The following is a 23,329-nucleotide window of genomic DNA, read 5'->3' as shown; positions in this document are numbered from 1 at the left end:
TGCTGTATTAACCAATCATTCCTGTCGGCATGACCAAATCCACTTTTCGCTCTGTCGGCATCTTGCTTTTCTGAAAAAGTACCCCATTTTTAATCGCATCTTTCCCGAATCGGAATCGAATCTGCTCAATCGCTGCGTCCAGCCGTTCCTGGCGATCCAGTGATTTCACATCTGTGAATAGGTCGTATTGTATCGGACAATCCTCTTCAAACAGGTTGATTGCCCGAACCGTCACCGAACGAATCGGGTGTTCCCACTGATAATTCTTTGCAAACAAAGAAAATGCGGTTTTCGCCAGATAGGTAGGGCTTTGTGTCGGAATGCTAATCCGGCACTGCCACTCCTTCGTGAAAAGCTCATTGTTGCGGATGGAAATTGCAATTCCGCCTGCTTTCTTTTTATGCGTTCGCAGCTTGGTTCCGATCTCCTGCACCAGCTCCAGCATGACACACCAGACTTCGGCGTTATTCTCCAAATCCTGCATGGTCGTTATCCCGTGCCCAATGCTTTTTACCGGAGAGACATAATCGGAACGCATAACCGGTGAATCATCCAGCCCATTGGCATATTTCTTAATCGCCAGTCCATTCTTTCCAAGGCGGCACTTCAAGAAATCATCCGATGTTGCAGCAAGCTCTCCAATCGTATGAATTCCATAACCAGATAGAACTTTCTCGGTCGCTCTGCCGACTCCAAGCAAGTCAGCGGCAGGAAGACACCAAATCTTCTCCCGGAACGAATCTGCTTCAATACAGGTAATCGCATCCGGCTTTTTCATATCCGACCCAAGCTTGGCAAAAATCTTATTGAAGCTCACTCCTGCGGAAATCGTAAGACCCAGTTCAAACTTAACGGTTCTGCGAATCTCATCTGCAATTTCAAATCCGGTTCCCATGCAGCCGCTTCCGGTCACATCCAGCCAGCATTCGTCCATCCCATACGGCTCGATCTGATCGGTATAGCGACCGTATATTTCACGAGCCAGCTTTGAAAACTTTATATATTGCTTATAGTGCGGCTCCACGATCACAAGATCCTGGCACTTCTGCTTTGCTTGCCAGATTGCCTCTCCCGTGGAAACGCCAAACGCCTTTGCTGCATAGTTCTTCGCAAGTACAATACCATGCCGTTCCTCCACAGAACCACACACTGCCACCGGCTTGTTCTTCAGTTCCGGATTCAGCATACACTCGACAGAGGCATAGAAATTATTCATATCACAGTGAAGGATCACTCTTTGCATCTCGTATTCCTCCTCTCCGTTCGCGAAAGCACGAACAACTTTTCACGAACGCATTGACACACAGCATTTCTTGTGATACTATAATTACACGAATTATATTTCGTGTTTTCATCGTCATTATAGCAAGCACAGTTTTTCGTGTCAATAGATTTTTATGAAAAAGTGTTCGTGTTCGTAATCAAAAAAGAAAGAGGTATTCCTATGGTCTTCAAAGAAAGGTTGAAAGAGAAAAGAACAGAAGCCAATTTAACTCAGGTAGAACTTGCAGAGAAGGCCGGTGTAACCGCCCGCACAATTCAGAATTATGAGCTTGGCAGCCGTAAACCATCCAATATGGTTACGATCCAGAAAATCGCGGATGCGCTGAATACTACTACTGAGTATCTGCTGGGAAGCAGCGGCACCTATGTTGTAGAAGCCCATGAAAAAGGCGGAGCAAAAGCAGCGAAAGATATTGAAGAACTGGTCAGCGAAGTGACCGGTATGTTCGCTGGCGGCGAATTAAGCGAAGATGCCATCGAAGGAGCTTATAAAGCTCTGACCGATGCCTACTGGATTGCCAAAGAGAACAATAAAAAATACGCCCCGAAAACGAGGCGTAAAAAATCCGATCAGTGATATTTATCGTACACACTTTTCGCTATACTGTAAACTGGAGGTGGTATGATGAATGCGGAACAGCTTTCACGGGTCGGTGAGAAACTGGTAAAACGCTGCGGTTCCAGAGACCCTTTTGAAATTGCAAGGCAGCTTGGTATCAATGTCATGCTTTGCGAAAATTTCGGTTCCCTGAAGGGAATGTACCGGGTGATTAAGCGAAATCGCTTTATTTTCCTGAATAACAGTCTGGATGAAAATATGCTGCGCATCGTGTGCGCACATGAATTAGGGCATGATCAGCTTCACCGGAATATGGCGAAAACCACCCCGATTCATGAGTTCATGCTCTACGATATGAAATCCAAACCGGAATATGAAGCGAACATCGTAGCAGCAGAGATTCTGATGGACAGCGATGAAGTCCTTCGTTACATCTATGAGTATGGATACACAGCCGAGCAGATCGCCAGTGCGATGTCCACCGACATCAATCTGGTTGCGCTGAAGGTAGCGCACCTGGCTACACTTGGCTATAATCTGCACGCGCTGGAACACAAGAGCAACTTTTTGAAATAACGTACCTTTGAGGAGTCTGGACTGGCTCCTCTTTTTTGTTGCACAAATTGTGCAGACGGTGCTTGCACAATTATCAACCTAACATCTGCATTCCATACAATCTCGATATTGTCCTCCTGTTGTTCTGCGTTATGCTTTCTCCGTGCATTTTCGTATTATTTATTCTGCCATCTGACTTCGCCCTTGGACAGAAGCGGATAACAGATCAGCTGATCTGAATCCAGATTTTCCGCATGCATGTCAACCGCTGTGATCTGATGATTATCATAAGTCGTATAATAGTAAATACCTTTTGCTGTATTACAACAGGACGTGTATATCGTGATCTCATATTTGCCTTCTGTCACCTCACAGCATCCACGCTGCTGATCTACGGATCCTAAGATATGGAAGAACTGACTTACACTCTCATCCTCTTCTTCACCGGAGATCGAATTTAATTTTGTAAAGGCAACTTTCACAAATCTTGACTGGCTGGAAAGATCTCCAGGTATTCCCATTCCACCCATTCCTCTGCTATATGCATCAAGCTGTAATACTCCTGCAAAAGTACTCTCCGGCTGTTTTCTGGATACTCCGGCATAATTATTCAGTGCAAACATCTGACTCGGGAATGGTGGATTATTGGTAAGCACTCCTACCGGATTATCATATACATGCAGCCCATCTTTCATAGACTCAACAACGATACAGGAGTCTTTGTCTGCAATGATCCAGTGAAGCTGTGCTGTCGGCAGCTGTTCACTGAATGCTGTACCTGTCAGTCTCATTGCTGCCAGCTTCTCTCTCGCCTCTGCTACAGTAGCACACTGTGTAAGGATCCATGGGATGAACTCGAACTGTGCCACCTGGCTGACTTCTGTTTCATCTTCCGGCAAAGCCTCTTCATATGCCGCATTGCCGACAAAATTAAGACCTGCCATTCCAAGGCCTTTTTCATTAACAGCATCATAATAAAGCGGATAACCTTCTGCAACAAATGCCATTCCGATCAAAGCATAATGGCTTTTTATCTTCCCGGCAAACCGGAAATCAAATTCGTAATTTCTTGGCGTTATCGTGATCTGTTCCCCATAGGAAAATTCATAATCAAGCGTTCTGCCCATATAAAAATCTTTTGTTTTGTAAGTTGCTGCTGTACACATATCGAACACCTCTTCTTTCTGCTATAATAATCCTGCAAACAATCGCATAAACAACTGTTCGAGCCGTAAATATGCACTCCGTCCTGTGCGGTACTTTTCGGTCACTTCCCTGCATTCATTCATGGTTGCTCTCAGATCATCTCTTATATCCAAAACTGTCTGACTATCCGCCATAAAACAACCATTTTCAAAGTGGTGATAAAGCAATGCCATTCAGTTAAGCATCATTTTAGTGGTTTTCTGTCATAGAAAGCCACTGTTTTTATACCTAAAAACTTTAAAAATATTACAAAAAACAGTTGACAAGTAAGCCAATCCGGAGTGATATCCATAAAATCAGATATTTCTTTTGCCATTTTTACAACACATTCATGAAAAGATCAACATCATGCTCTGTTTCGTAAGAAAGAACTCTTGCTCTAAACCTGCTGAGGGTTCTGTCACTAATTGGCTGCTCTTCAAAACTGGTTGTGTGCAGTGCATACTAATAGCGGATATCAAATGCCATAGCTTCAACGATCTCATCGTCAGTAACATTAAGAGCTTCTTTAAGAATCAGTGCCCCAACAATCACATTGACCGGAGTATTAGGTCTGGATGCTTTTTTACTGTAAAGAACAGAAAAAATATTTTCATCAATAGCAGGAAAAACTTTGTCTGCAAAAATTTTTGCCCATGATTTTTCTAACATTCGTTTTTCGCGTTCTGTAAGATTAAAAGTACTGTCTAAAACAGTAAGCTGTTGATTATCATTTTTAACAAAAGACATATAGATCACCTCATAAAATGCTACCTACATTTTACCAAAGAATCCAATGTTTTTACATATCGTGTTAAGTTTTCAAGGTACAAATTTATATCAAAGGCTATAAACCTTTTGACACCCTAATCTTTTATTTTATCTTCTCCGGAGCAGTTTTTTACACTGGTTTACAGGTGCATCCGATTCCCAGTCCATCCGGACCGATATGACAGGACAAACCGAAGGAAAGTTTATCACACATGACTTCCATTCCCGGGAAACTTTCTTTAATCTGGTTTACCCATTCTTCTGTCACTTCATCGGTACTGCTGGACGCCGCCATCAGGTACACTTTACCAGCAGCATATTCTTCTCGGAAATTCGTTTCCAGCTCATGCTTCATTGCATCGATCATAACTTTACGTGATTTCTTCATACCACGGCATTTCTGGTAGATATCAAGCTTTCCTGTGCTGAAATGCATAACAGGTTTGATACTCAGGACATCTGCTGCCAAAGCTGTCACAGAGCTGACTCTTCCTCCTTTTTTGAGATATTTCAGTGTGCTGAGCCCGATATAAATTGTCATTTTTTCTCTGGTTTCTTCAAGAATTTTCTTGATTTCGACTACACTGTATCCTTCTTTTGCCATTTCTACTGCATCAAGAACAGAACGATGCATCGGGGTTGCCACACGACCGTTATCTACGACAAACACCTTACCGGCAAATTCATCTTCATTTGCCATGGCTTCTGCTGTCATACAGGACCCGCTTAAAGCACTGCTAAGAGGAATATAAACAATCTCCTCATATTCTTTCAGCATCTCTTTCCACATATCCATAACTTCTGTTGGTGACGGCTGAGATGTAGATACATCTACGCCCTTTCGAAGCATATCATAAAATTCATCTCTGGAAAGATCTACTCCTTCACGATACACTTTCTCTCCGATATAAAAAGGCATCGGTAGTACCTTAATTCCGAGTCTCTGCGCTTCTTCACTCAAAATTCCACTGTGGCTGTCTGTCATGATTCCTATTTTCTTCATAATATCTTCTTCCTTCGTAATCTATTTTTATAACGTCTTAATAATCGGCATTACACTTCATTTATATTTGTATCACATCATTATTTTTCATTCGGCACAATAAAGGATGACGCAATTTCCTCCTCCGCATACTCTTCCACATCCGTTCTCGTTACTCGTTTTATATGTTGTTTTTTTAGGCGCAGATATACGAACTCCCGGAATATAGTATAAAATACCGATACAAGTGGAATGAAAATCAGCATACCTATAATTCCCATAAGATTTCCGCCGATTGTAACTGCCGCCAGTACCCAAATTGATGGAAGTCCTACTGATCCGCCAACCACATGAGGATAGATCAGATTACCTTCTATCTGCTGCAAAAGCAGAAAAACTATAATAAATAAAACTGCCTGCTTTGGATTTACCATAAAGATCAGAAAACTTCCCACGGCACAGCCAATAAAGGCTCCAAAGATAGGAACCAATGCGGTAAACGCGATCAAAATTCCAATTAAAAGTGCATATGGCATTTTTAAAATACTTAGCGTGATAACAAACATCATTCCGAGAATTACTGCTTCCAGACACTGCCCTGCAAGAAAATTTGCAAATGTCCGATATGTCAGCGAACATATGTTAAGAATTGCATCTGCTTTTTGTTTTGGAATAAAAGCGAAAATCACTTTTCTTACCTGTAAATGTAATTTTTCCTTCTGAAAAAGAATATAGCATGCAAAGGAAAACGAAATAAAAAAGGTCGCTAATCCACTGGCAATGGAACCTACTGCTGACATCGTCGTATTCATCATATTTCCGACTCCGTTTCCAAGAAGACTTATTCCCCATTTAATTGCCTGATCAGGCTGAAACTGCAGCTGATCTACCAATTTCATAATATCCTGATTATCATGTGAAAATTCTCGAATCCAGTTTTGCATCTGTGGAATAAAATCTGAAATACTCGTCATCAGATTTCCCATGGTCTGTGTAAGCTGTGGAATCACACCAAACATTACCAATATAATGACACCTGCTACCAATATAATTGTAAGAAGCAGGCTTATCGGTCTCGCAGCTTTTTTTCCCATTTTATTATTTTCTTTTATCTTTCCGAGCATTTTCTTTTCTAGGAAACTCATTGGTACATTAATCACAAAGGCAATTGCACCACCAAGCGCAAAAGGAAACACAATTTTCCATATTGACTTCAGCACTTCAATCACCACATCGAATTTCCACAAAGCAACTACAAGAAATGCCGTAAACACTATCAGTTCTCGAATTTTTTTCATAGAACATCTACTTAAATCCACTATCTTTCCCCTCTTTTTCTTAGTTTCATACGTATACACTTAAGTAATTGAATAATCAGAAGGCTTGCAAAAGCATATAAATATACACATCCAAGCTGCATCAGATTCAACGTTTCCACTTTGAATAAGTTATGGAAACCAGGAACCGTCAGTACTGTTGTAATGAGTACTGCACCTAACACAAATGCTCCCTGAAGCCACTTGTTATGAAAGAGACCTTTTGTAAAAATGACCGGATGATCTGATTTGCAATTATATCCATGAAACAAACGTGCCAGACAAAGAGTTCCAAAAGCATACGTGCTTCCAAGCAATGTACCATTCTGGTTGTATCCTGTCAAAAAACTGATCATTGTCATTGCTCCAATTACCAAACCTTCCAGACCGATTTTGCTAAGAAAATCTTTTGTCAATATCGACTCATCTGCCAATCTCGGTTTTTCACTCATCACTTCACTTCTATCCGGCTCTAAGCCTAACGCAATTGCCGGAAGACTATCCGTCAAAAGATTAATGAAGAGTAAATGTACTGGTGCAAATGGCACCGGAAGTCCTGCAACCGATGAACAAAGAACGGTTAAAATTGCTCCGAAATTTCCTGACAAAAGAAACTGTATCGCATATAAAATTGCTTATACAGTCTCTTCCTTAAGAGTCCTGGTATTCTGGATAATATACAGAGCGACCGATATGACCATCATTATAGCGCACAAACCAATCAACAGATCTGATACCATCGGTGTAATGTGGAACCATATAATATGCACCGCTGCAGTTCCATATAATAAAAAGGTTACTATCTTTCCATGCCAGTCTGCACCATGTACTTTTCCTGTCTTTTGTATCACAAGACATCCACTGACTACCATATACAGCTCCTTACCTGCCATTATTACGATTAAAAGAAGCACATGCGGAAAACGAGTAAACAGACAGATTAACATCGCTGCCTGTGTCAGCTTATCAGCCACCGGATCAAGTATTTTTCCTAAATTACTAATCCTATGGAATCTTCTTGCGATATATCCATCAGCAAGATCCGTAAGACCAGACAGCAATAAGATTTCACCAGCTAACAGAGGATTTTTCTTTACACAATAACTCCATATAATTACCGGAATCAGACAAAGCCGAAAAAAGAAAGAAGATTAGGAACCGTAATAATTCTATTCAAATTTTCTTCCTTATTCACTTCACTCTGCATGTACGGTCACCTCACTTTCCTTTTTTTTAGGCATAAACCAATAAAATATAACACAAAATGCTAAAGCAAACACAACACCAAAAACATTTTGACTCACTCTAAGACTAACCGCTCCTTGTAGTCCATATGTCTCTGCAGCAATGGCTAAAGCACCAAATGTGTTAAATACTGCCTGCCAGCCATATTGTGCTGAAAATCCTACACCAATTCCACCAAGAATTCCTATATATGCATAGATTGACGAAGGAAGCAGAAAATATAATACTGTAAAACATATAACACCTGCAATATTTCCGACAATCCTTTTACGGACTCTGTAGTGCATATCTTCCATAGACGGCAAAATCACGGACATGGCCGCAATACCAGCCCACATTGCACGTGGCATATTACAAAGTTCTGCAATGCAAAGGACAATCGGTACGCATAAAATCTGACATATCTGCCATTTTGTTCTGGAAGAAGTGATATCAAATTCTTGTATCAGATCTTTCAGATTTCTTTTATAAGTTCTGTTTTTATGATTTCGATAGAATACGAAGCAGGTAAGTGCTGCACCTAAAGCCATTCCGACTAATCGCATCTGATAGCTTTTTCCCGTAACATCATAACCATATAGCAGCAGATACCCAAGAACCAATGTAGATTGATTAAACATGGATGGATTATGGCATCCGAACAGAATCAACACAGCCAGTGCCGCAATATTTAACAGCATTCCCAATACCGGTGAAAACTGATTTGCTAAATGCGGACATACAGTCATAATTACAAAGAACAAAGCCAAAAGCATCGTAGATTGTCCGGTGTGGATCCCCAGATCCGCATTCCTAAACACCATGAGACATAATAAGACTACTACACCTACAATGCTGTTCTCATTTCCAAATAAGATGCTGAAAATACTAACAAAGAAAAAACAAAATGCCATTGTAGCAGCTATCTTCACCAGATATACCCACATATGATATAGTTTTTCTTTTAGTGTTTCACTCTTTTTCAACAGGTTTTTAGAACCTGCCTGATTTAACTGCAACTCCTGATAAAATGTCATATAAATCCTCTCATCTTCTAATTTATCTTAAAACTAGATAATCTCATCTTTCTGCTTTGGCAGCTCTATAACAAATCTGCATCCACCATATTCACGGTTTTCTGCTTTGATTGTTCCTCCGGCACTATCTACAATCCGTTTTACAAGTGCAAGACCTAGGCCATTTCCTTCTGCTTTATGAGATCCATCTACCTGATAGAACTTGTCAAATATTCTGGATTTTACATCATCCTCTATTCCTGGTCCTTCATCTTCCAGAATGAACTTAACAGAATCCTGTTCTTGTTTCAGAAACATCGTAATTGTCCCCTTTGAAGGGCTGAACTTAATCGCATTATCTAAAAGATTTATCCAGATATGCATAAAAAGTCCTTCATTCGCAGTATATTTAACTTCCTCCAATTCTACCTGAAAACCAATTTCTTTTTCTGTCCATTTTGTTTCCAATGAAAGAACTGCCTGGCGGATCTGTTCATCCAGACGATATTCCGTTTTTTTCATTGGTATATTCTGATTCTCTAACTTGGATAACAGCAAAATATTACCAACCAATCCGGAAAGTCTTTGGGTGTTAAATAAGATTTTTTCTACATATTCCTCTTGATCCGGAGACAGTTCTTCTCCCTGAAGCAGCATTGTATATCCTTCAATGGCATTAATCGGGGTCTTAAACTCATGAGAAACATCAGATACAAAATCCATCTGCAGCACCTCTGTTGCACGAAGTTCTTTTGTCATAACGTTAAAACTTTGATAAGATTCTCCAACTTCTGCTATACGGCTATTCGTTTCCAAATGCTGTTCAAAATCTCCCCGAGAAACTTCCTTCATTGCTTTACTAAGTCTTGTAATTGGTTCCAGTAACTTTGCATTAATAAAGGAAGTGATCAGCCCTGCAATCAATGTATTGAAAATCAAAAGCCAGCCAAGCACAGGTATGCTACCAGGCAGATTAAAAAAATGATTCAAAAAAGCAAATAATAAAGCAGATATGACTGTTGAAAATACAAGTGCCAGCCAGATTGCACCAGTCAGACAGGATCGGATCCGCAATCCTTTTTCTTTCTTTTGTTCCATTATTTTTTCACCACCTTGTATCCAATTCCACGCATTGTTACGATTTCAAAATCAGGGTTATCTTTAAAACGCTCTCTGATTCTTCCTATATGTACCTCTATCGTATGTGGGTCTGCCTCCGTCTCGTATCCCCATACTTCATCCATCAACTGTTGTTTTGTAAATATTCTGCCTGGCGAAGCTGCAAGCTTATATAAAAGCAGGAATTCTTTTTTAGGCAAAACAAGACTTTCCTTATCAGTTGTAACCGTCATTGCATCATAATCAAACTCTGTTGAACCGATCACAATTTTGTGTTCATTCAGTATCTGTGCACGGCGAAGCAGTGCTCCGACTCTTAAAACCATTTCATTCACATTTACCGGTTTTACCATATAATCGTCACTTCCCGAAAGAAATCCCTGGCGCATATCATCAAAGGAACCTTTCGCAGTGATCATAAGTACAGGTATCTGATATCCTGCTGAACGGAGTTCCGACACCAGTTCATAACCATCCATAACCGGCATCATAATATCAGAAATGATCAGATCAATATATTCCTTAACCAATACTTCTAATGCCTGTGCTCCATCCGATGCACTTTTGACTTGATATCCATTCTTCTCAAGCACTTTTTGGAATAGCTGGCTTAATTCTTTATCATCTTCTACAATCAATATTTGAAACACGTTTTCCTTCCTCCTTATTAAAACAGATACCTTGCCCATCCAAGCAGATGCTGTACCAAAAATATTTTTCTCTGACGTTTCTTTGTTAATTCGATTGGCTCTACATGATATGGATCACGATAGGTTCCATCTTCCAATACCTGGCGGGACACTCTTTCATAGTCCATCATGCCCTCTTCCAACTGTTTATTAATATCTTTACTGCGAATTACAAGCATCAGTTCCGTATCCAGATATGCACTTCTCATGTCCATATTAAAGGAACCGATTACAGACAGATCATCGTCAATCAGAATACTTTTTCCGTGGTATGAATAACCGCCTTCATATTCCCAGATATTAATTCCTGTACTTAAGATTCTATTTCTGTTTTTCGCATAATCGGCAGCCCCAAATGGATTCCCATTATTCGCAACTGAATTTGTCATGATAGAAAAATCTGAAACGTTCTCTGCAATCTCCTCCCATGTATTATACATCATATCATTACAGATAATATATGGCGTGTGGATCTTCACACGATTTTTTGCATTTTTCATCAATTCTCCCAACTGATACCACACTACTGGTTCTTTGGAACCTGTGTGAATAGGATTTGACACTAATGCAATCTTTTCTGTCTCAAAAGTTTCGTCCGTGTAATCGGTATCGCAGATTCTTTCCTTATTCTCTTCAAAATATTTCTGATAGCCGTTCTGCAGCTCTAAAACTGCGTTCTTTACAGATTTTCTATTTGCCAGTTTTTTATTGTCATGAAAATAATCACTGTCTTCTTGTTCCCATATCGTTTCAAAATACTCTAACAACTGGTTAACTGAATTTTCTTTCTCAGGTTCATCGCAAACCACTAACACGTCTCTGTCATAGTTTTTATGTCCCGGAAAATCACCCAGGAAATAATTGTATGTATTTCTTCCCCCAAGAATATATCTCTTTCCATCTGCAATCAAATATTTATCATGCATTCTACCCATTATTTTCCACGGTTTCAACGGATTGGCCTTATTATACAGTTTAATTTCAACATTCTCATGGGAAGATAATCCATAGAAATACGGATTTCCTTCCATATCAATCCAGCTCTCCATTCCATCTACTAACAGACGAATATGTACACCTCTGTCTGCCGCATCATGCAGTGCTCCTAAGATCAATTTTCCACTTTCATCGGATTGAAATGCAAAAGTAGAAAGAATAATTTCCTTTTTTGCATTCTTGATCAAACGCACTCTTTGTAAAAGCGCTTCTGGATTCTTTTCTATGATTACTGCCCGTTCTGTATTTTCACTGCATTCGTTCCATGACCCATTTTTTGTTTCTTTTTTGGTTGTATTGGACACTTCCGGCTGCTTTTTATATGCAACGCAGATTCCGAGCAATTCATAAAAAGCCACACATAAAAAAATTGCCAGTATAACAAGAAGGATTTTACATATTTTATGCTTTTTCATTGTACATCACCTGATTCCTTTTTATTTCTTATTCTTATTCATTAGCAATACAATACAATGGAAAACTCAATTTAACCTCAACAAGGTTTGTTTTTTCATCCATGCAAAATCTTCTTTGTACAACAGACTGTTAGATATAGCAAAAACGGCCTTTCAAAAACAGTTAACTTCTAAATCAACTGTTTTTTGAAAGGTCGTTTCATCAGATTCTTATAGCAATCCAGCAAATAATCTCATAAATAATTGTCCAAGTCGCAAATATGCACTTCGTCCGGTTTGATATTGGTCTGTCACATCACGACATTCTCCCATCGTTCTTATCAGATCATTTTTTATTTCCACAACTGCCTGACAATCTGCCATAAAACAGCCGTTTTCAAAATGGTGATATAAACTTCGATAATCCAAATTAATTGTTCCACAAGTTGCCATACAGTCATCTGCCACACTCATTTTTGCATGACAGAAACCAGGAGTCCACTCATAAACACGAACACCATGTTTAACTAATCCATGATAAAAAGAACGAGTTACATTATAAATGAATTTTTTATCAGGGATACCAGGTGTGATAATTCTTACGTCTACCCCTCGCTTAGCAGCCAGACATAACGCATGCGTCATTTCATCTGTTATGATTAGATATGGAGTCATAAACCAACAATATTTTTCAGCTTTATTTATCATACTGATATAAACTTCTTCTCCGACCTGCTCATTATCCATAGGACTGTCTGCATAAGGCTGAACAAAACCTGTTTGCTGTGCTTTATAATCGTAATGAATAATGTATTTACTAAAATCAGTATCATTCGTAGCTTTTTCACTAACAGCATTCCACATTTCTAAAAATGTCACTGTAAGCGACTGAACAGCATCTCCTTCTAAACGAATACCTGTATCTTTCCACTGTCCATACGGGTGTGTGTAATTAAAATATTCGTTTGCTAGATTATATCCACCTGTAAATCCGACTTTTCCATCAATAACTGTTATTTTTCTATGATCACGATTGTTCAAAAACAGATTTAAACCTGGCATAAACGGATTGAATACACGGCAATGAATTCCTATTGCCTCCATTTTTTTCACAAAATCTGTGTTAATAAAGCCTATAGAACCCATATCATCGTAGAATACTCTAACTTCCACACCTGCTTTTACTCGCTCTTCCAGAACATCTTGAATCTTATGCCATGCTTCAGCGTCTTCTATCGCATGATATTCCATAAAGATAAACTTTTGTGCTTTCTCCAAATCCTTAAGCTGTGCCTCTAATCCTTTCACTGCTTCATCAAAATACACAATATCCGTATTCTGATAGATTGGATACTGCGAATTTCTTTGTATATAACTTGCAATATTTCCTGCCTTCGGAATCGTTTCGTTTATTCTGTTTAAGCACTCCTGATTATCGGAAAGCATTGGTAACAATTTGCTATCAATTTCTGCATATCGCTCACGCATTTTATGTGTGCCGCCATTCAAACCAATCAATAAATATAGGCCTACACCCATAATTGGGAAAATTAAAATTAATATAACCCAAGGCATTTTCATGGAAGATGTCTTATCTGATGCATACAATCCCAAAACTAAAATTCCACTTAAAATCCTTGTAAATAGATTTATGATTTCTGCATATTCATTTAAGCGTGTTACAATAGTAATAATAAAAACTACTTCTAGAAGAATGCAGACTATGGAAAAACACAATCGTTTTACTCCGTTTTTTGTTTTCGCTTTTCCTTCTAAAGTATCTTGTTTCATATATATTCCAACCTTTCTACTCGATCAAATTTCTGCTTAAATTTCGTGGAACATACCAATTTTGTCTTTTATTCTCTGCATTTCATTATCTGCTTCAATGATAGCTTTTGCAGAATGAAGTAATTCTTCACTTATCTCATCATAGCCAGGCATTTCTTCAATTCCTTTTTTATAGCGAAGTTGATGTTCCAATGTTGCCCAGAAATCCATACCATTGGTTCGAATCTGTAATTCTACACGCATAGGTGTTTTACCCTTAGCAAAAAATACTGGTATTTCAACAATCATATGATAGCTTCGATAACCATTCGATTTTGGATTTTTTATATAATCTTTTATTTCAATAACTTTAATATCATCCTGTTGGGTAATCAAATCTGATATCATATAAATATCGTCAATAAACGCACAAACTATTCGAACGCCTGCTACATCATTGAGATATGTCTGTATATTTTCTGTTGTAAATTCATATCCCATCTTCTGCAGTTTATTGTAAATACTATTGGGCTTCTTAATTCTTGTTTTTATAAAAGAAATAGGATTTCGATTGTTCTCAACTGAAAATTCATCATCCAAAACCTCAAGCTTAGTTTGTATCTCCCGAATAGCACAACGATACATCATCATTAAATTATAAAATTTTGTAGCATTATTTAAAAACTGTAGTGATTCCGGACTGTCCATCCTGAGTTTTTTTACTTCATCTTTTGTCATGGAACTTTCCTTTCTACCTCATTCCTGATTTCAAAACATTCTTTCATTCAGAGACCTGTTACTCTACCCCCAACGCCTTAAACACCGCATCTTCCGCACTGCTGTAGAAAATCAGATTAAAACTGCCCACCAGCTCAGGCGGCACGGTGCCAAGGTCTGCTGCACTGGTAATCGGAAGCAACACTTTCTTTGCTCCGCTATCGAGGCACACCTGCAAACTATTGGCAAGCTCGTCCACTTTCAGAATCGTGCCGCTAATGCTGATTTCTCCCAGCACGGCAAGTGTACTGACTGTAGGCCGTCCAAGAGCGATGCTGCATAGTGCAATCAATGTAGGCAATGCCAGCTTTCCGGTCATGCCAATGCCCTGTAAATCCTGATAGTTGATGATGTAATCCCGCATCGTGGTGCTGATACTACCACTGATTCGATTTCCGTTTGCTTTCAGGAAATTGAACGCCGTATTCGTGGATTCCTTGCAATCACGGTCGCTGCCAAGGCCAGTGCGCTCAAATTTTCCGTTGCCGGGCAGCATCTGGCTTTCAAGGCGGAATACGCCGATCATACCGGACTTGCCCTGACTTATGGTATATACCTGTCCCGGATTGCAGATGCCATCGGGGATGAGCTTTCCACCGCCCTGCTCTGGCACGGAAACAAATTTTTCTTCAAAGGTATCAAGGTCGATATAGCTGAAGTTCACATCATAGAACTCCATTCCACCCAGCTTTTTCAGCTGTTCCTTGACACGACGGCGCATTTCCAGCGCAAATACAAGAATTTCTTCAATCTGTTCCTTCGTGAACTCTCCATCGGGATAAAGCAATTTCACATAGCCGCCTACAATCTTGCGGACAGCAATCGTATCGCGCTGGTTCAGATTCTTTCCAAGGCGGAAATACTTATCCAACGCATCACCATACTGTTCTTTCCGCAGTTCTCGGATAAACTCTGCCAGATAATCCGTGATAAATCCGTAGTCGTTGGTAAAATGCTCCGGACGGAACTTCGGAATCTCCCAGCCTGGAATGTAGCAATGCAGACGGTCAAGAAAAGCGGTGTCCGTTCCCATCTCCGGCGGGAACGGATCAAACAGAGAAGAAGTCTTGAGCAACACATCCACGCTCTGATTGATGTTTCCTACAAAGACCATAGATGCCGATGCTGCCTTTTCCTCTTTGCCACGGGCAAAGGAGCCGGAAGCCATATAGTCCTTCATAATCTGAATGCCGTCTTTGTCCTTAAACTTGATTCCGGCAACCTCATCAAAGGCAACGCAGTCCCATAGGCCTACCAAACCTACGGTTTTGCGCCCCATATTGTAAAACAGATTTGCAACGGTCGTCTGACCACCGGATACCAGGATACTGTTCGGGCTGATTTCTTTATAGATATGGGACTTGCCTGTGCTGCGCGGCCCCAACTCACAGAGATTGAAGTTGTTCTCCACCAGCGGTAACATACGCGCAAGCAGCAGCCACTTTTCCCGATTGTTCAGCTGTTCCGGCTCATATCCGCAGGAACGCAGCATAACATCCATCCACTCTTCTTGTGTGAATGCCTTGCGTCCCTCTCGAACTTCTTCAATGTCGATATGGGGCATCTGAATCGGAGTCAGCTTATGGATGCTGATGGGAGAGATATCCTTCTGCTTTTTCTGTTTAGAGGAAATCGGCTGTCCATCTATATCCGTGATTCCAAAGTTGCTGTCTCCCTCAGACTCATATTCCAGCTGCACGATGCACCAGATACCGCCGCAAAGCAGCCGGTCATATTTTTCCGGATAATCATCCGTAATCGGCACATTGGTGAGACCAAGGTTAGAGAACTCTGCAAAAAAGCAATCCTTTTTGATGTCCAGATGCACGGTCACCATATCAATAATGGTATGGCTCCCGTTCTTGCGCAGTTGTGAGAGAATTTTCTGAGCCTCATCCGGGCGGACAAAATTATCTGCCAGAATTCGTTTTACATTCTGAACGCCCTGCTCAATGATTGTCTCATCGTCTGAACTACAATACTGACCCAGCAGGAACTCCAGCACATAGACCGGAACATTCGCTCCTTCTTTTATTTTCTTTGTCAGGTCTTTGCGGACGATCCGACCGTCAAAGTTGCTGCGCAGCTTCCGGCGCAGTTCTTCACGGGTATCATCTGCCGCCATATCCATCATTTCCATACGGAATTCCTGCCTCCTCTATATCAGAATCCGAATCCAAAGTCATCTACAAAGGCAATGTCCATGATGACAGGCTGCCTCCACTGCTCCAGACCGCTTTCTTCGTCGTAAACCACAAGGTAATACTGCTTGTCCTTGTCATATTTCTTATTCTTGAATGTGAACCGCATCCGGAAGATACGCTTCTGCGCATTTTCCTCACGACTGTCCGCCACATAACTGTTTTCGTTCGAGATTTTCTCATTGTCTTCCGAGAGGAAGAAAATGCGGTATTTTGCAGCTTTTACAGTATCGCTAACGGCATCCGACTGAATAAAGTCCATGGACGTGATCAGGTTCGTAATCTTATGGACAATGCTGACCAGAGCAATCTCTGCATTCTTTGTTTCCATGTGACCGCGCTCCATCTTAAACTCCAGCACCGGCACCAGCATTTCCTGCGGTGAGGAACCGCCATGCACATAGTTAGCACCGCCTCCGGCCACCTTAAAGACATTGCTGCTGACAGGATAGGACACCACCTTGCTGTCCTCGTTCCCCAGAATGCGTCCCATGCTCATATGATCGATGCCATCATCTTCCAGTGTCGCCTTGGACACAATAAATCTGCGATTGACAAATGCTTTGTCCGCACTTTTCCCGGAAATCTTGTCACTTTCTGTCAGCTTATCACGCTTGTAAATAAAGCCATGATCGGCAGTGACGATAAAATGATAGGTGTTGCCGCTGACGGAGATTCGATGAATCAAATCCACAATTTCCTGAACGGCTTCCTCACACGCATTAAACACCTCATCCTCGGTATTTGCCTTGTCTCCACGCGCGTCGATCTGATTATGGTATACATAGATGATCTGACGTTTTGTCAGCACATCTCGCAGCTCTGCCACTTTCAGATTTTTGATATCATCGAACTGTACACAGACACTATCCGGGTTATAGCTTTGCAGCACCTGCTGCCGACCTGCCAGATTATCGCAAAGGATACCATCTGCCAGTACCTGAAAATCATCCGTCATTTCCAGTGTCTTATGTGGCAAAAGTGCTGCCATACCGAGCCTCGTATAAGACGGAAGAACACTCAACTGTACAGAAAGTTTTGCCGTGCATTTCGGGTCATCCTGCATTCTGGCAAACAACTCCTGTCCTACCTCGTAACGCATGGCATCCGAAATGATGACCACGGTGCGTTCTTTGGTATAGCGCAGGTTGGCATTGTAAAACTCCCGCTGCAACGGAATTGCCGAAAATGCGGCATCCTGCTGAATTCCAGCATTCCAGGCAGGGAGCAGACAAGCCAGATATTCGTTCGTGTAAATATTTTCCACCAGCTCCCGAAGCGGTTCAAAACTTTCCGTGCTCTCCAGCTGGTCGTAATAATAGTAGAATTTCCGATACTGCTGATCCATATTGTAATCCGCAGCAAGATATCGGTCGATGATTGGCTTTAAGCCATCTGCGGCATGGTAATCCGCTTCTTTCACCATGCTATACGCGCTGGAAAGCATCTGATAGGTCTTCCCGGTCTTTCTGCCAAAGTGCATTTTAGCCCGTTTTTCACAGAGTTCCGGAATGGTAAATCCGTTTACGATTGCACCAATATCTTCCGAAACAAGTCTGCTAATGAGCCACTTTACCAGCACCTGATCCACGGCAAGGAAAGTGTCGCACTCCACCAAATCGTCCACTCGCATTCCTGCAAATGCCGAAAGAACATTCAGACCCTTGGCAACATGTGCCGACAAAGCGTCGTATTTATCCCGGTACAGGACGCTGTTCATCAAGCTATCGAGAAATGCGATGATATTACCGGACTTGTAGGAGACAAAGCTCTTCCATGCTGCCGGAAGCTCTGCCTGCACATATCGCCCAGTATAAGTAACGAACAATGTTACCAAAAGCCGTTCCAAACTCGGCTTTGTATCAGTGTATCCGAAATGCTGCTCACAGAGCTGCCAGAATGCAGACAGCAGGTCGTATTTTTCAAACTCCTGCAAGAAAGCATTGTCCACCAGCTCGCTATCCGTCAACACGATGCGCACGACTTCCTCAAAAGAGCAGGTACGCGCCTTGCATACTGCACTGAGCAGACCGACAAGGATATTTTCTTCATTGAAGTTTTCGATTTCCAAATCATAGAACCGCTGAGTGCGCTCTTTGTTGGCGAAAAACTTGATGTGCTTCTCAATAACCGGCTTGTACTTTTCCTCAATACCGAGGTCAACCGACAGCAGGGAGGCACGGTCAGCAAAGAACCGTCTGGAATACAGCATTGTATCTTCCAGATGGTTGTCCCTTACATCCGGCTTCGGAAACGGTGCATAGATCAGATAATTCGTGGTCTTATCCACACGCTCCAGAAAATACTTTGTATAGAACTGGTTATCCGGCTGGAGATGGTAGATCTTCGCATTCTGAAGCTCCACCGTCTCCATATCCTCGGCAAATTCTGCCTTGTCATCGTACCAGAAAACCAGTTTCCGGGTCTCCCCGGTAAATTCCGCATTCAGGCGGTCTATAATTTGTTTCAGGTTCAATTCTGCCATATCATTGTCCTTTTTTCCTGTGATTGGTCTTTATCTCTTACAAGAGAACTCAGCAATAGCTTCATCTTTTTCCGGTAGAACTTTGTTCTTTTGATGTACCGTGGAATCGTCATGTGATACGCCTGCATAAATTCCAGTATCCATGCCAGATCATAGGATTTCTCGGTTGACCAGTCACGATATTTTCTATGACAGACAAGCCAGACACCAATGATATTGTAATCCAACGCATCTTCATCGGTTTCATCTTGAATACAATGACCGCAGAGGAAGCGGTATGCCACCGGATCATGGGCATATGTACGTTCAAAACGCTGCCATGCCGCCGCGACATCATCCTTTGTCCAGTGATTTTGCATTTTCCCACTCCCTCCGGTCATTTTCCTTATTTCTTTTCTTTCACCATGATATTCTTACTGTCTGCCAGCACCTCATAGAACTTGCCGTCCTGGGCGGTCTGGAGCTTGCGGTAGTTGACCTTTACGCCGTCATCAAGGTCAAGCTCGATGCGAGAAAGTGCCAGATGGCTGATCTTCTCATCATACTCCCGGCATTCCTTCAGCTGCTTGGCGAGTTTATCCTTGCGTTTGGAGGCTGCTGCCACCTCACGGGCATTCTCGCTGTGATCCATCATATCCTGCATCCGGTTGATCTCGGATTCATATACACGCTGCATCTTGTGCAGGTAGTCGATACGCAGGTTGCCGATGGTATCCGGCGTGTAGCGGTGCAGATAAACCAGTGCCTTGAAGCCGTTCTGCTTGCCGCTGTCAAACAGCCAGTAGATCGGACGCTTACCGGAGCCAGTGACAGAGTAAGTCTGGCAGTGATCCTTGAAGAAGTCGTTCAGGAAGTAGTTGCGGATGATCTCTCGGCTGGTGCTGCCCTTATTGCCAAGGGCTTTTGCAATATAGTCGAGGTTTGCCTCCAGCGTATCGGCACCGTACACCACTTTCAGCCATGCACACAGGCGCGATACGATATCATCGTCCAGATATTCTTCATCGGTGATGGGGATAACATTGTCGGCATCCGGAATATAGCTCTGGTATTTGCTGCTATCCCACTCGCCGCCTGCATAGGCAAGTCCTTCCACATCCAGTGAGTAGCGACCAAACATACAGCCCACAGCATAGCTCAGCAGGCTCTTGATGTCCCGCTGCAAGTCAGCCTTGCGCACGGTCACATCTTTCTCTTCCACTTCCGGGGTCAGCTCGTCCTGCAAGCCGTAAATGTCAATAAAAATGCGGTTCAACTCTTCTTCATTGGCTTTCAGCTTGTTAAAGCGGTCATCACATTCTGCCTGCCACTGGGTAAAGGCTTCAGAAATCGTGGAAACATTGCGGAGCAATGGATGTTTCTTAAAGTCCCAAGAGGTTTCAAACGAATCCCAATCTTCTTTTGACAATCTTATATTTTCTAAAGTAGCAAGCTCAACTTTTTCCTTGTTTTCCGCCTCCAGCAAGACGGGCACTTTTCCGACAGGTCCTTGGCTATAATCGAGTGTCGGAGCCAAAAGTTCGAGAAATCTCATTGTCGGCTTACTGTTGAGAAGTCCACAAATGTAATTTTGCAAGTCTGCCTTTTTTAGATAACAAATTGATCCTTTGGTATTCATTGTGAAGCCCTTTGGTTCATAGCGAAATGAAATAAAATCAGAACTCAATGTACTCCATGACAATCCTTCTCGAAAATAGTACTGAGTACTGCGCGGCGCACTTCCTGGATAATTTCTTATTTCCTCACCATCATTATACCAGTTAACAATATAATCATTATTTCCATACCATTTTCTTGCCCCGCCGCCTTTTGTATGAGGAAACCATTTCTTTTTTGACTCTATAGCCTGTTGCGTTGTTTCAGAATGATAAGAAATATTATCCTCACTTACCTCAAACCATAGTCTCAAAAACAGGTCATTATTTGCAGTAGACATTCCCTGCCGCAAATCTGCAAAATTCTTCAGAGGAATTCCACTCTCGAACGCATCGTAAATGGAATTGCTTACCCAATACGCAATCGGAGTGCTGGGAATCTCAAAAAATTTGTTTTGTTTCTGTACAAATTGTTCTGTTTCCGATAGAAAAATTTTTTCTTTCTCTGTTTGGGAGTTCCCATCTATCAATCGACAATAAATTCCTATATATCCATCGAGTTGACAATTCTGCAAAACAAAGCTTGTTGTTTGAACAACCTCTCCCCCTATTTCATCAAATGCTTTGGTTCCCAAATGAGCCATGCTGCTTATAGTTACATTGCTTAACAGTTTGATTCTCAATGCGTCAAAACTAGTCAGGAACATCCATGCTTGCTGGGTGATCATTGCCTGAAAACCATTATTTACAGTCATCTGGCGACAACGCTCAATAAACACAGCAAACAGGTCAGCTTTACTGTCCGGGTAATTCTTCTTGACAAAGTTGTTGACATTTGCACTCAGGTTGCCGGTTCCGGCATAGGGTGGATTCGTGCAGGTAACCCAATACTTCCGTGCCATGGTCTCGCCAATGTCAATGAGCCGATTTAGCTGCTCGGCGGTATCTTCCACACCCACGCTGTCCATGCTGATCTGACCGTCGGTATCTTCCGCTGCCACAAACCGACGCAGCAAATCCCAGTTATAGCTCTCCACATTCAGGATAGAGCCGTATTCCTTGGCATCGGTCAGGGTGTCCAGCAGACCTTCCAGCTGCATCTTTGCAGCATTCTTCTCGATATCGTCCATCCCTGCGCCGAAATATTTCAGGTGCGCACGGTTGATGCTGTTGCTCTCCTGAATGGCATAGACATGGCAGGTATTCTCACCGTTAAGGATACGGCGATTGTACTGCCGTGCTTTCATCATCACGGCAAAATACGCCAACTGATAGGCACGGTCATCAATGTCCAAACCGTAAATGTTGTGCTCCAGAATGCTCTTTGCAGCATCACGCTGGCTGTAACCGGCACTCTCATAAATCTGCATCAGTACATCAAAGGCGTATACCAGGATATGGCCGGACCCCATGCAGGGGTCGATGAGCTTGATATCTTCCGGATTCAGGGCAGCGTACTCTTTGCGAATTTCCGCCAGCTTCGCCTGTACCTCCGGCTCCTGCTGTGCCTCTTCCAGATAGTATTTCCAGTTTTCTTTCAGGCCGCAGTCCGGGTGTCCTTCCACCCACAGACGGCCAAGGCTGTTTTCCACCATGTATCGGACGATCCAGTCCGGGGTGAACAGCTGCGTCACGGCAGGGATTTCCTCTTTGGTGATCTTACCGTTCTTTGCAAATGCAGCAGCCTTCGGCTCGGTATTGTAATACTGGTACAGCCATCCGATGATCTCCACCTGACCACCGCGCTCGATGTTGAAGTCATCCTCCGGGATATCGTGAATCAGATGATAGACTACACCATCCTGGTCAATAACGGACAAGCTGAGCAGCAGCTCGGTGTAGTTCTTTGTCTTTTCAAACAGAGCCGGCAGAATCTCGTTCAGGGCATTGCACTGTTTCAGGAACAGGATGCGGAACACCTCGTCCAGCTTATTGTCCTGCTTCAGCTGGAAAATCTGAGTCTCTTCCTCCGCAGTGAAGGGCAGCTCTGCGTCAAACGGTGTCGTGACCAGATCTGGCTCCAGCTTTCCGCTCTCGGAAGAAAGTACCCGGATATGAGAAGGCAGATAGTCATTGACCTCCATGAAACGGATCGCAATCAGGCGATTGAACCATGTATAGGCAACCTCCTCGATCACATACTGATATGCGGTTTTGTAGTCGGTATCCTTTTCCTTCTGCTGGATGACCTCTATCAGCTTGTCACGCTGCCGCACGGCCTCGCCGGAAATCGAATACGGTTCTGCAGTGCCGATATCGAAGAACTGAGTGCCGCCGAAGCTCTGCGGCAGCGGCTTTGCAATGCCGTCCTCCGTAATACCGATCAGGCGGGCATCATAGCTGACATCTGCAATCAGCTTATTCCGCGCCCAGATCGCAAAATTCTTTATGGCTGTCTTGTTCATGGAGC

Annotated in this window: 18 protein-coding genes and 2 pseudogenes; 2 read left to right on the top strand and 18 right to left on the bottom strand. The window is 42.2% G+C overall.

The window, feature by feature from the left end; translation table 11 throughout:
* Positions 1 to 7 precede the first annotated feature (7 nt).
* Positions 8 to 1,243: a DNA polymerase Y family protein gene (locus tag MTP42_RS02135; RefSeq protein ID WP_249257856.1), complete on the bottom strand. Its 1,236-nt coding sequence runs from the start codon at positions 1,241 to 1,243 to the stop codon at positions 8 to 10.
* Positions 1,244 to 1,444: 201 nt separating this feature from the next.
* Between MTP42_RS02135 and MTP42_RS02130 the strand changes: the two genes are divergently transcribed.
* Together MTP42_RS02130 and MTP42_RS02125 are read left to right on the top strand one after the other, a co-directional pair.
* Positions 1,445 to 1,861, top strand: coding sequence for a helix-turn-helix domain-containing protein (locus tag MTP42_RS02130; protein WP_002576372.1), 417 nt, complete (start codon positions 1,445 to 1,447; stop codon positions 1,859 to 1,861).
* A 45-nt stretch (positions 1,862 to 1,906) separates the two neighbouring features.
* Positions 1,907 to 2,419 carry an ImmA/IrrE family metallo-endopeptidase gene (locus tag MTP42_RS02125; protein WP_008396542.1) on the top strand — a complete coding sequence of 171 codons (513 nt, stop codon included), beginning with the start codon at positions 1,907 to 1,909 and terminating at the stop codon, positions 2,417 to 2,419.
* Positions 2,420 to 2,574: 155 nt separating this feature from the next.
* Here the strand turns inward: MTP42_RS02125 and bsh are convergent, their stop codons facing one another.
* From bsh to pglX, 17 genes and pseudogenes are all read right to left on the bottom strand, one after another.
* Complete coding sequence (gene bsh / locus MTP42_RS02120; RefSeq protein WP_008396540.1) at positions 2,575 to 3,564, bottom strand: choloylglycine hydrolase; 990 nt, start codon at positions 3,562 to 3,564, stop codon at positions 2,575 to 2,577.
* Positions 3,565 to 3,585: 21 nt separating this feature from the next.
* Positions 3,586 to 3,768 (bottom strand): annotated as a pseudogene (locus MTP42_RS14675) (hypothetical protein); the annotation flags it as partial.
* 280 nt (positions 3,769 to 4,048) lie between these two features.
* Positions 4,049 to 4,333 (bottom strand): transposase, encoded by a 285-nt coding sequence (locus MTP42_RS02115; protein WP_249257855.1) that lies wholly within the window; start codon positions 4,331 to 4,333, stop codon positions 4,049 to 4,051.
* 151 nt (positions 4,334 to 4,484) lie between these two features.
* Positions 4,485 to 5,357 (bottom strand): DegV family protein, encoded by an 873-nt coding sequence (locus MTP42_RS02110; protein WP_005929812.1) that lies wholly within the window; start codon positions 5,355 to 5,357, stop codon positions 4,485 to 4,487.
* 80 nt (positions 5,358 to 5,437) lie between these two features.
* Positions 5,438 to 6,634 carry an AI-2E family transporter gene (locus tag MTP42_RS02105; protein WP_442899448.1) on the bottom strand — a complete coding sequence of 399 codons (1,197 nt, stop codon included), beginning with the start codon at positions 6,632 to 6,634 and terminating at the stop codon, positions 5,438 to 5,440.
* Positions 6,635 to 6,654: 20 nt separating this feature from the next.
* Positions 6,655 to 7,260: a cation transporting ATPase C-terminal domain-containing protein gene (locus MTP42_RS02100; protein ID WP_255466232.1), complete on the bottom strand. Its 606-nt coding sequence runs from the start codon at positions 7,258 to 7,260 to the stop codon at positions 6,655 to 6,657.
* Positions 7,261 to 7,287: 27 nt separating this feature from the next.
* Positions 7,288 to 7,859, bottom strand: a pseudogene (locus tag MTP42_RS02095) (CDP-alcohol phosphatidyltransferase family protein).
* A complete protein-coding gene (locus MTP42_RS02090; protein WP_005946426.1) occupies positions 7,849 to 8,913 on the bottom strand; it encodes an FUSC family protein in 1,065 nt (354 codons plus the stop codon). Before MTP42_RS02090 ends, MTP42_RS02095 begins: the two are co-directional and overlap by 11 nt.
* 33 nt (positions 8,914 to 8,946) lie before the next feature.
* Positions 8,947 to 9,990: a HAMP domain-containing sensor histidine kinase gene (locus MTP42_RS02085; RefSeq protein ID WP_005929825.1), complete on the bottom strand. Its 1,044-nt coding sequence runs from the start codon at positions 9,988 to 9,990 to the stop codon at positions 8,947 to 8,949.
* Positions 9,990 to 10,700 (bottom strand): response regulator transcription factor, encoded by a 711-nt coding sequence (locus tag MTP42_RS02080; protein WP_249257853.1) that lies wholly within the window; start codon positions 10,698 to 10,700, stop codon positions 9,990 to 9,992. Before MTP42_RS02080 ends, MTP42_RS02085 begins: the two co-directional genes overlap by 1 nt.
* Positions 10,679 to 12,112: a phospholipase D family protein gene (locus MTP42_RS02075; protein WP_097778740.1), complete on the bottom strand. Its 1,434-nt coding sequence runs from the start codon at positions 12,110 to 12,112 to the stop codon at positions 10,679 to 10,681. Before MTP42_RS02075 ends, MTP42_RS02080 begins: the two co-directional genes overlap by 22 nt.
* Before the next feature lie 210 nt (positions 12,113 to 12,322).
* The gene (cls, locus tag MTP42_RS02070; RefSeq protein WP_008396523.1) at positions 12,323 to 13,882 is read right to left on the bottom strand and encodes a cardiolipin synthase; all 1,560 of its coding nucleotides are present in this window, start codon (positions 13,880 to 13,882) and stop codon (positions 12,323 to 12,325) included.
* Between the two features lie 36 nt (positions 13,883 to 13,918).
* Positions 13,919 to 14,599, bottom strand: coding sequence for a GTP pyrophosphokinase (locus tag MTP42_RS02065; protein WP_008396521.1), 681 nt, complete (start codon positions 14,597 to 14,599; stop codon positions 13,919 to 13,921).
* 58 nt (positions 14,600 to 14,657) lie between these two features.
* A complete protein-coding gene (gene brxL / locus MTP42_RS02060; protein WP_442899462.1) occupies positions 14,658 to 16,772 on the bottom strand; it encodes a protease Lon-related BREX system protein BrxL in 2,115 nt (704 codons plus the stop codon).
* 29 nt (positions 16,773 to 16,801) lie between these two features.
* Entirely contained in the window at positions 16,802 to 19,324 is a 2,523-nt protein-coding gene (gene pglZ / locus MTP42_RS02055) for a BREX-1 system phosphatase PglZ type A (RefSeq protein WP_249257851.1), read from the bottom strand.
* Positions 19,312 to 19,704, bottom strand: a complete 393-nt coding sequence (locus MTP42_RS02050; RefSeq protein WP_005929844.1) for a hypothetical protein — start codon at positions 19,702 to 19,704, stop codon at positions 19,312 to 19,314. The genes pglZ and MTP42_RS02050 overlap by 13 nt, the downstream gene beginning before the upstream one ends.
* A gap of 5 nt (positions 19,705 to 19,709) precedes the next feature.
* Complete coding sequence (pglX, locus tag MTP42_RS02045; protein ID WP_249257850.1) at positions 19,710 to 23,324, bottom strand: BREX-1 system adenine-specific DNA-methyltransferase PglX; 3,615 nt, start codon at positions 23,322 to 23,324, stop codon at positions 19,710 to 19,712.
* Positions 23,325 to 23,329: the final 5 nt, after the last annotated feature.

It is taken from the genome of Faecalibacterium sp. I2-3-92 (assembly GCF_023347315.1).
Classification (GTDB): Bacteria; Bacillota; Clostridia; order Oscillospirales; family Ruminococcaceae; genus Faecalibacterium; species Faecalibacterium duncaniae.
This window is presented reverse-complemented; position numbering and strand designations above follow the sequence as displayed.

What these genes read in the sequence shown, in the direction of transcription:
- MTP42_RS02115 (WP_249257855.1), bottom strand. Translation starts at nt 4,333, where the DNA reads ATGTCTTTTGTTAAAAATGATAATCAACAGCTTACTGTTTTAGACAGT.
- cls (WP_008396523.1), bottom strand. Translation starts at nt 13,882, where the DNA reads ATGAAACAAGATACTTTAGAAGGAAAAGCGAAAACAAAAAACGGAGTA.
- MTP42_RS02135 (WP_249257856.1), bottom strand. Translation starts at nt 1,243, where the DNA reads ATGCAAAGAGTGATCCTTCACTGTGATATGAATAATTTCTATGCCTCT.
- MTP42_RS02085 (WP_005929825.1), bottom strand. Translation starts at nt 9,990, where the DNA reads ATGGAACAAAAGAAAGAAAAAGGATTGCGGATCCGATCCTGTCTGACT.
- MTP42_RS02105 (WP_442899448.1), bottom strand. Translation starts at nt 6,634, where the DNA reads ATGAAAAAAATTCGAGAACTGATAGTGTTTACGGCATTTCTTGTAGTT.
- MTP42_RS02080 (WP_249257853.1), bottom strand. Translation starts at nt 10,700, where the DNA reads ATGGGCAAGGTATCTGTTTTAATAAGGAGGAAGGAAAACGTGTTTCAA.
- MTP42_RS02125 (WP_008396542.1), top strand. Translation starts at nt 1,907, where the DNA reads ATGATGAATGCGGAACAGCTTTCACGGGTCGGTGAGAAACTGGTAAAA.
- MTP42_RS02110 (WP_005929812.1), bottom strand. Translation starts at nt 5,357, where the DNA reads ATGAAGAAAATAGGAATCATGACAGACAGCCACAGTGGAATTTTGAGT.
- pglX (WP_249257850.1), bottom strand. Translation starts at nt 23,324, where the DNA reads ATGAACAAGACAGCCATAAAGAATTTTGCGATCTGGGCGCGGAATAAG.
- MTP42_RS02090 (WP_005946426.1), bottom strand. Translation starts at nt 8,913, where the DNA reads ATGACATTTTATCAGGAGTTGCAGTTAAATCAGGCAGGTTCTAAAAAC.
- pglZ (WP_249257851.1), bottom strand. Translation starts at nt 19,324, where the DNA reads ATGGCAGAATTGAACCTGAAACAAATTATAGACCGCCTGAATGCGGAA.
- MTP42_RS02065 (WP_008396521.1), bottom strand. Translation starts at nt 14,599, where the DNA reads ATGACAAAAGATGAAGTAAAAAAACTCAGGATGGACAGTCCGGAATCA.
- bsh (WP_008396540.1), bottom strand. Translation starts at nt 3,564, where the DNA reads ATGTGTACAGCAGCAACTTACAAAACAAAAGATTTTTATATGGGCAGA.
- MTP42_RS02075 (WP_097778740.1), bottom strand. Translation starts at nt 12,112, where the DNA reads ATGAAAAAGCATAAAATATGTAAAATCCTTCTTGTTATACTGGCAATT.
- MTP42_RS02050 (WP_005929844.1), bottom strand. Translation starts at nt 19,704, where the DNA reads ATGACCGGAGGGAGTGGGAAAATGCAAAATCACTGGACAAAGGATGAT.
- brxL (WP_442899462.1), bottom strand. Translation starts at nt 16,772, where the DNA reads ATGATGGATATGGCGGCAGATGATACCCGTGAAGAACTGCGCCGGAAG.
- MTP42_RS02130 (WP_002576372.1), top strand. Translation starts at nt 1,445, where the DNA reads ATGGTCTTCAAAGAAAGGTTGAAAGAGAAAAGAACAGAAGCCAATTTA.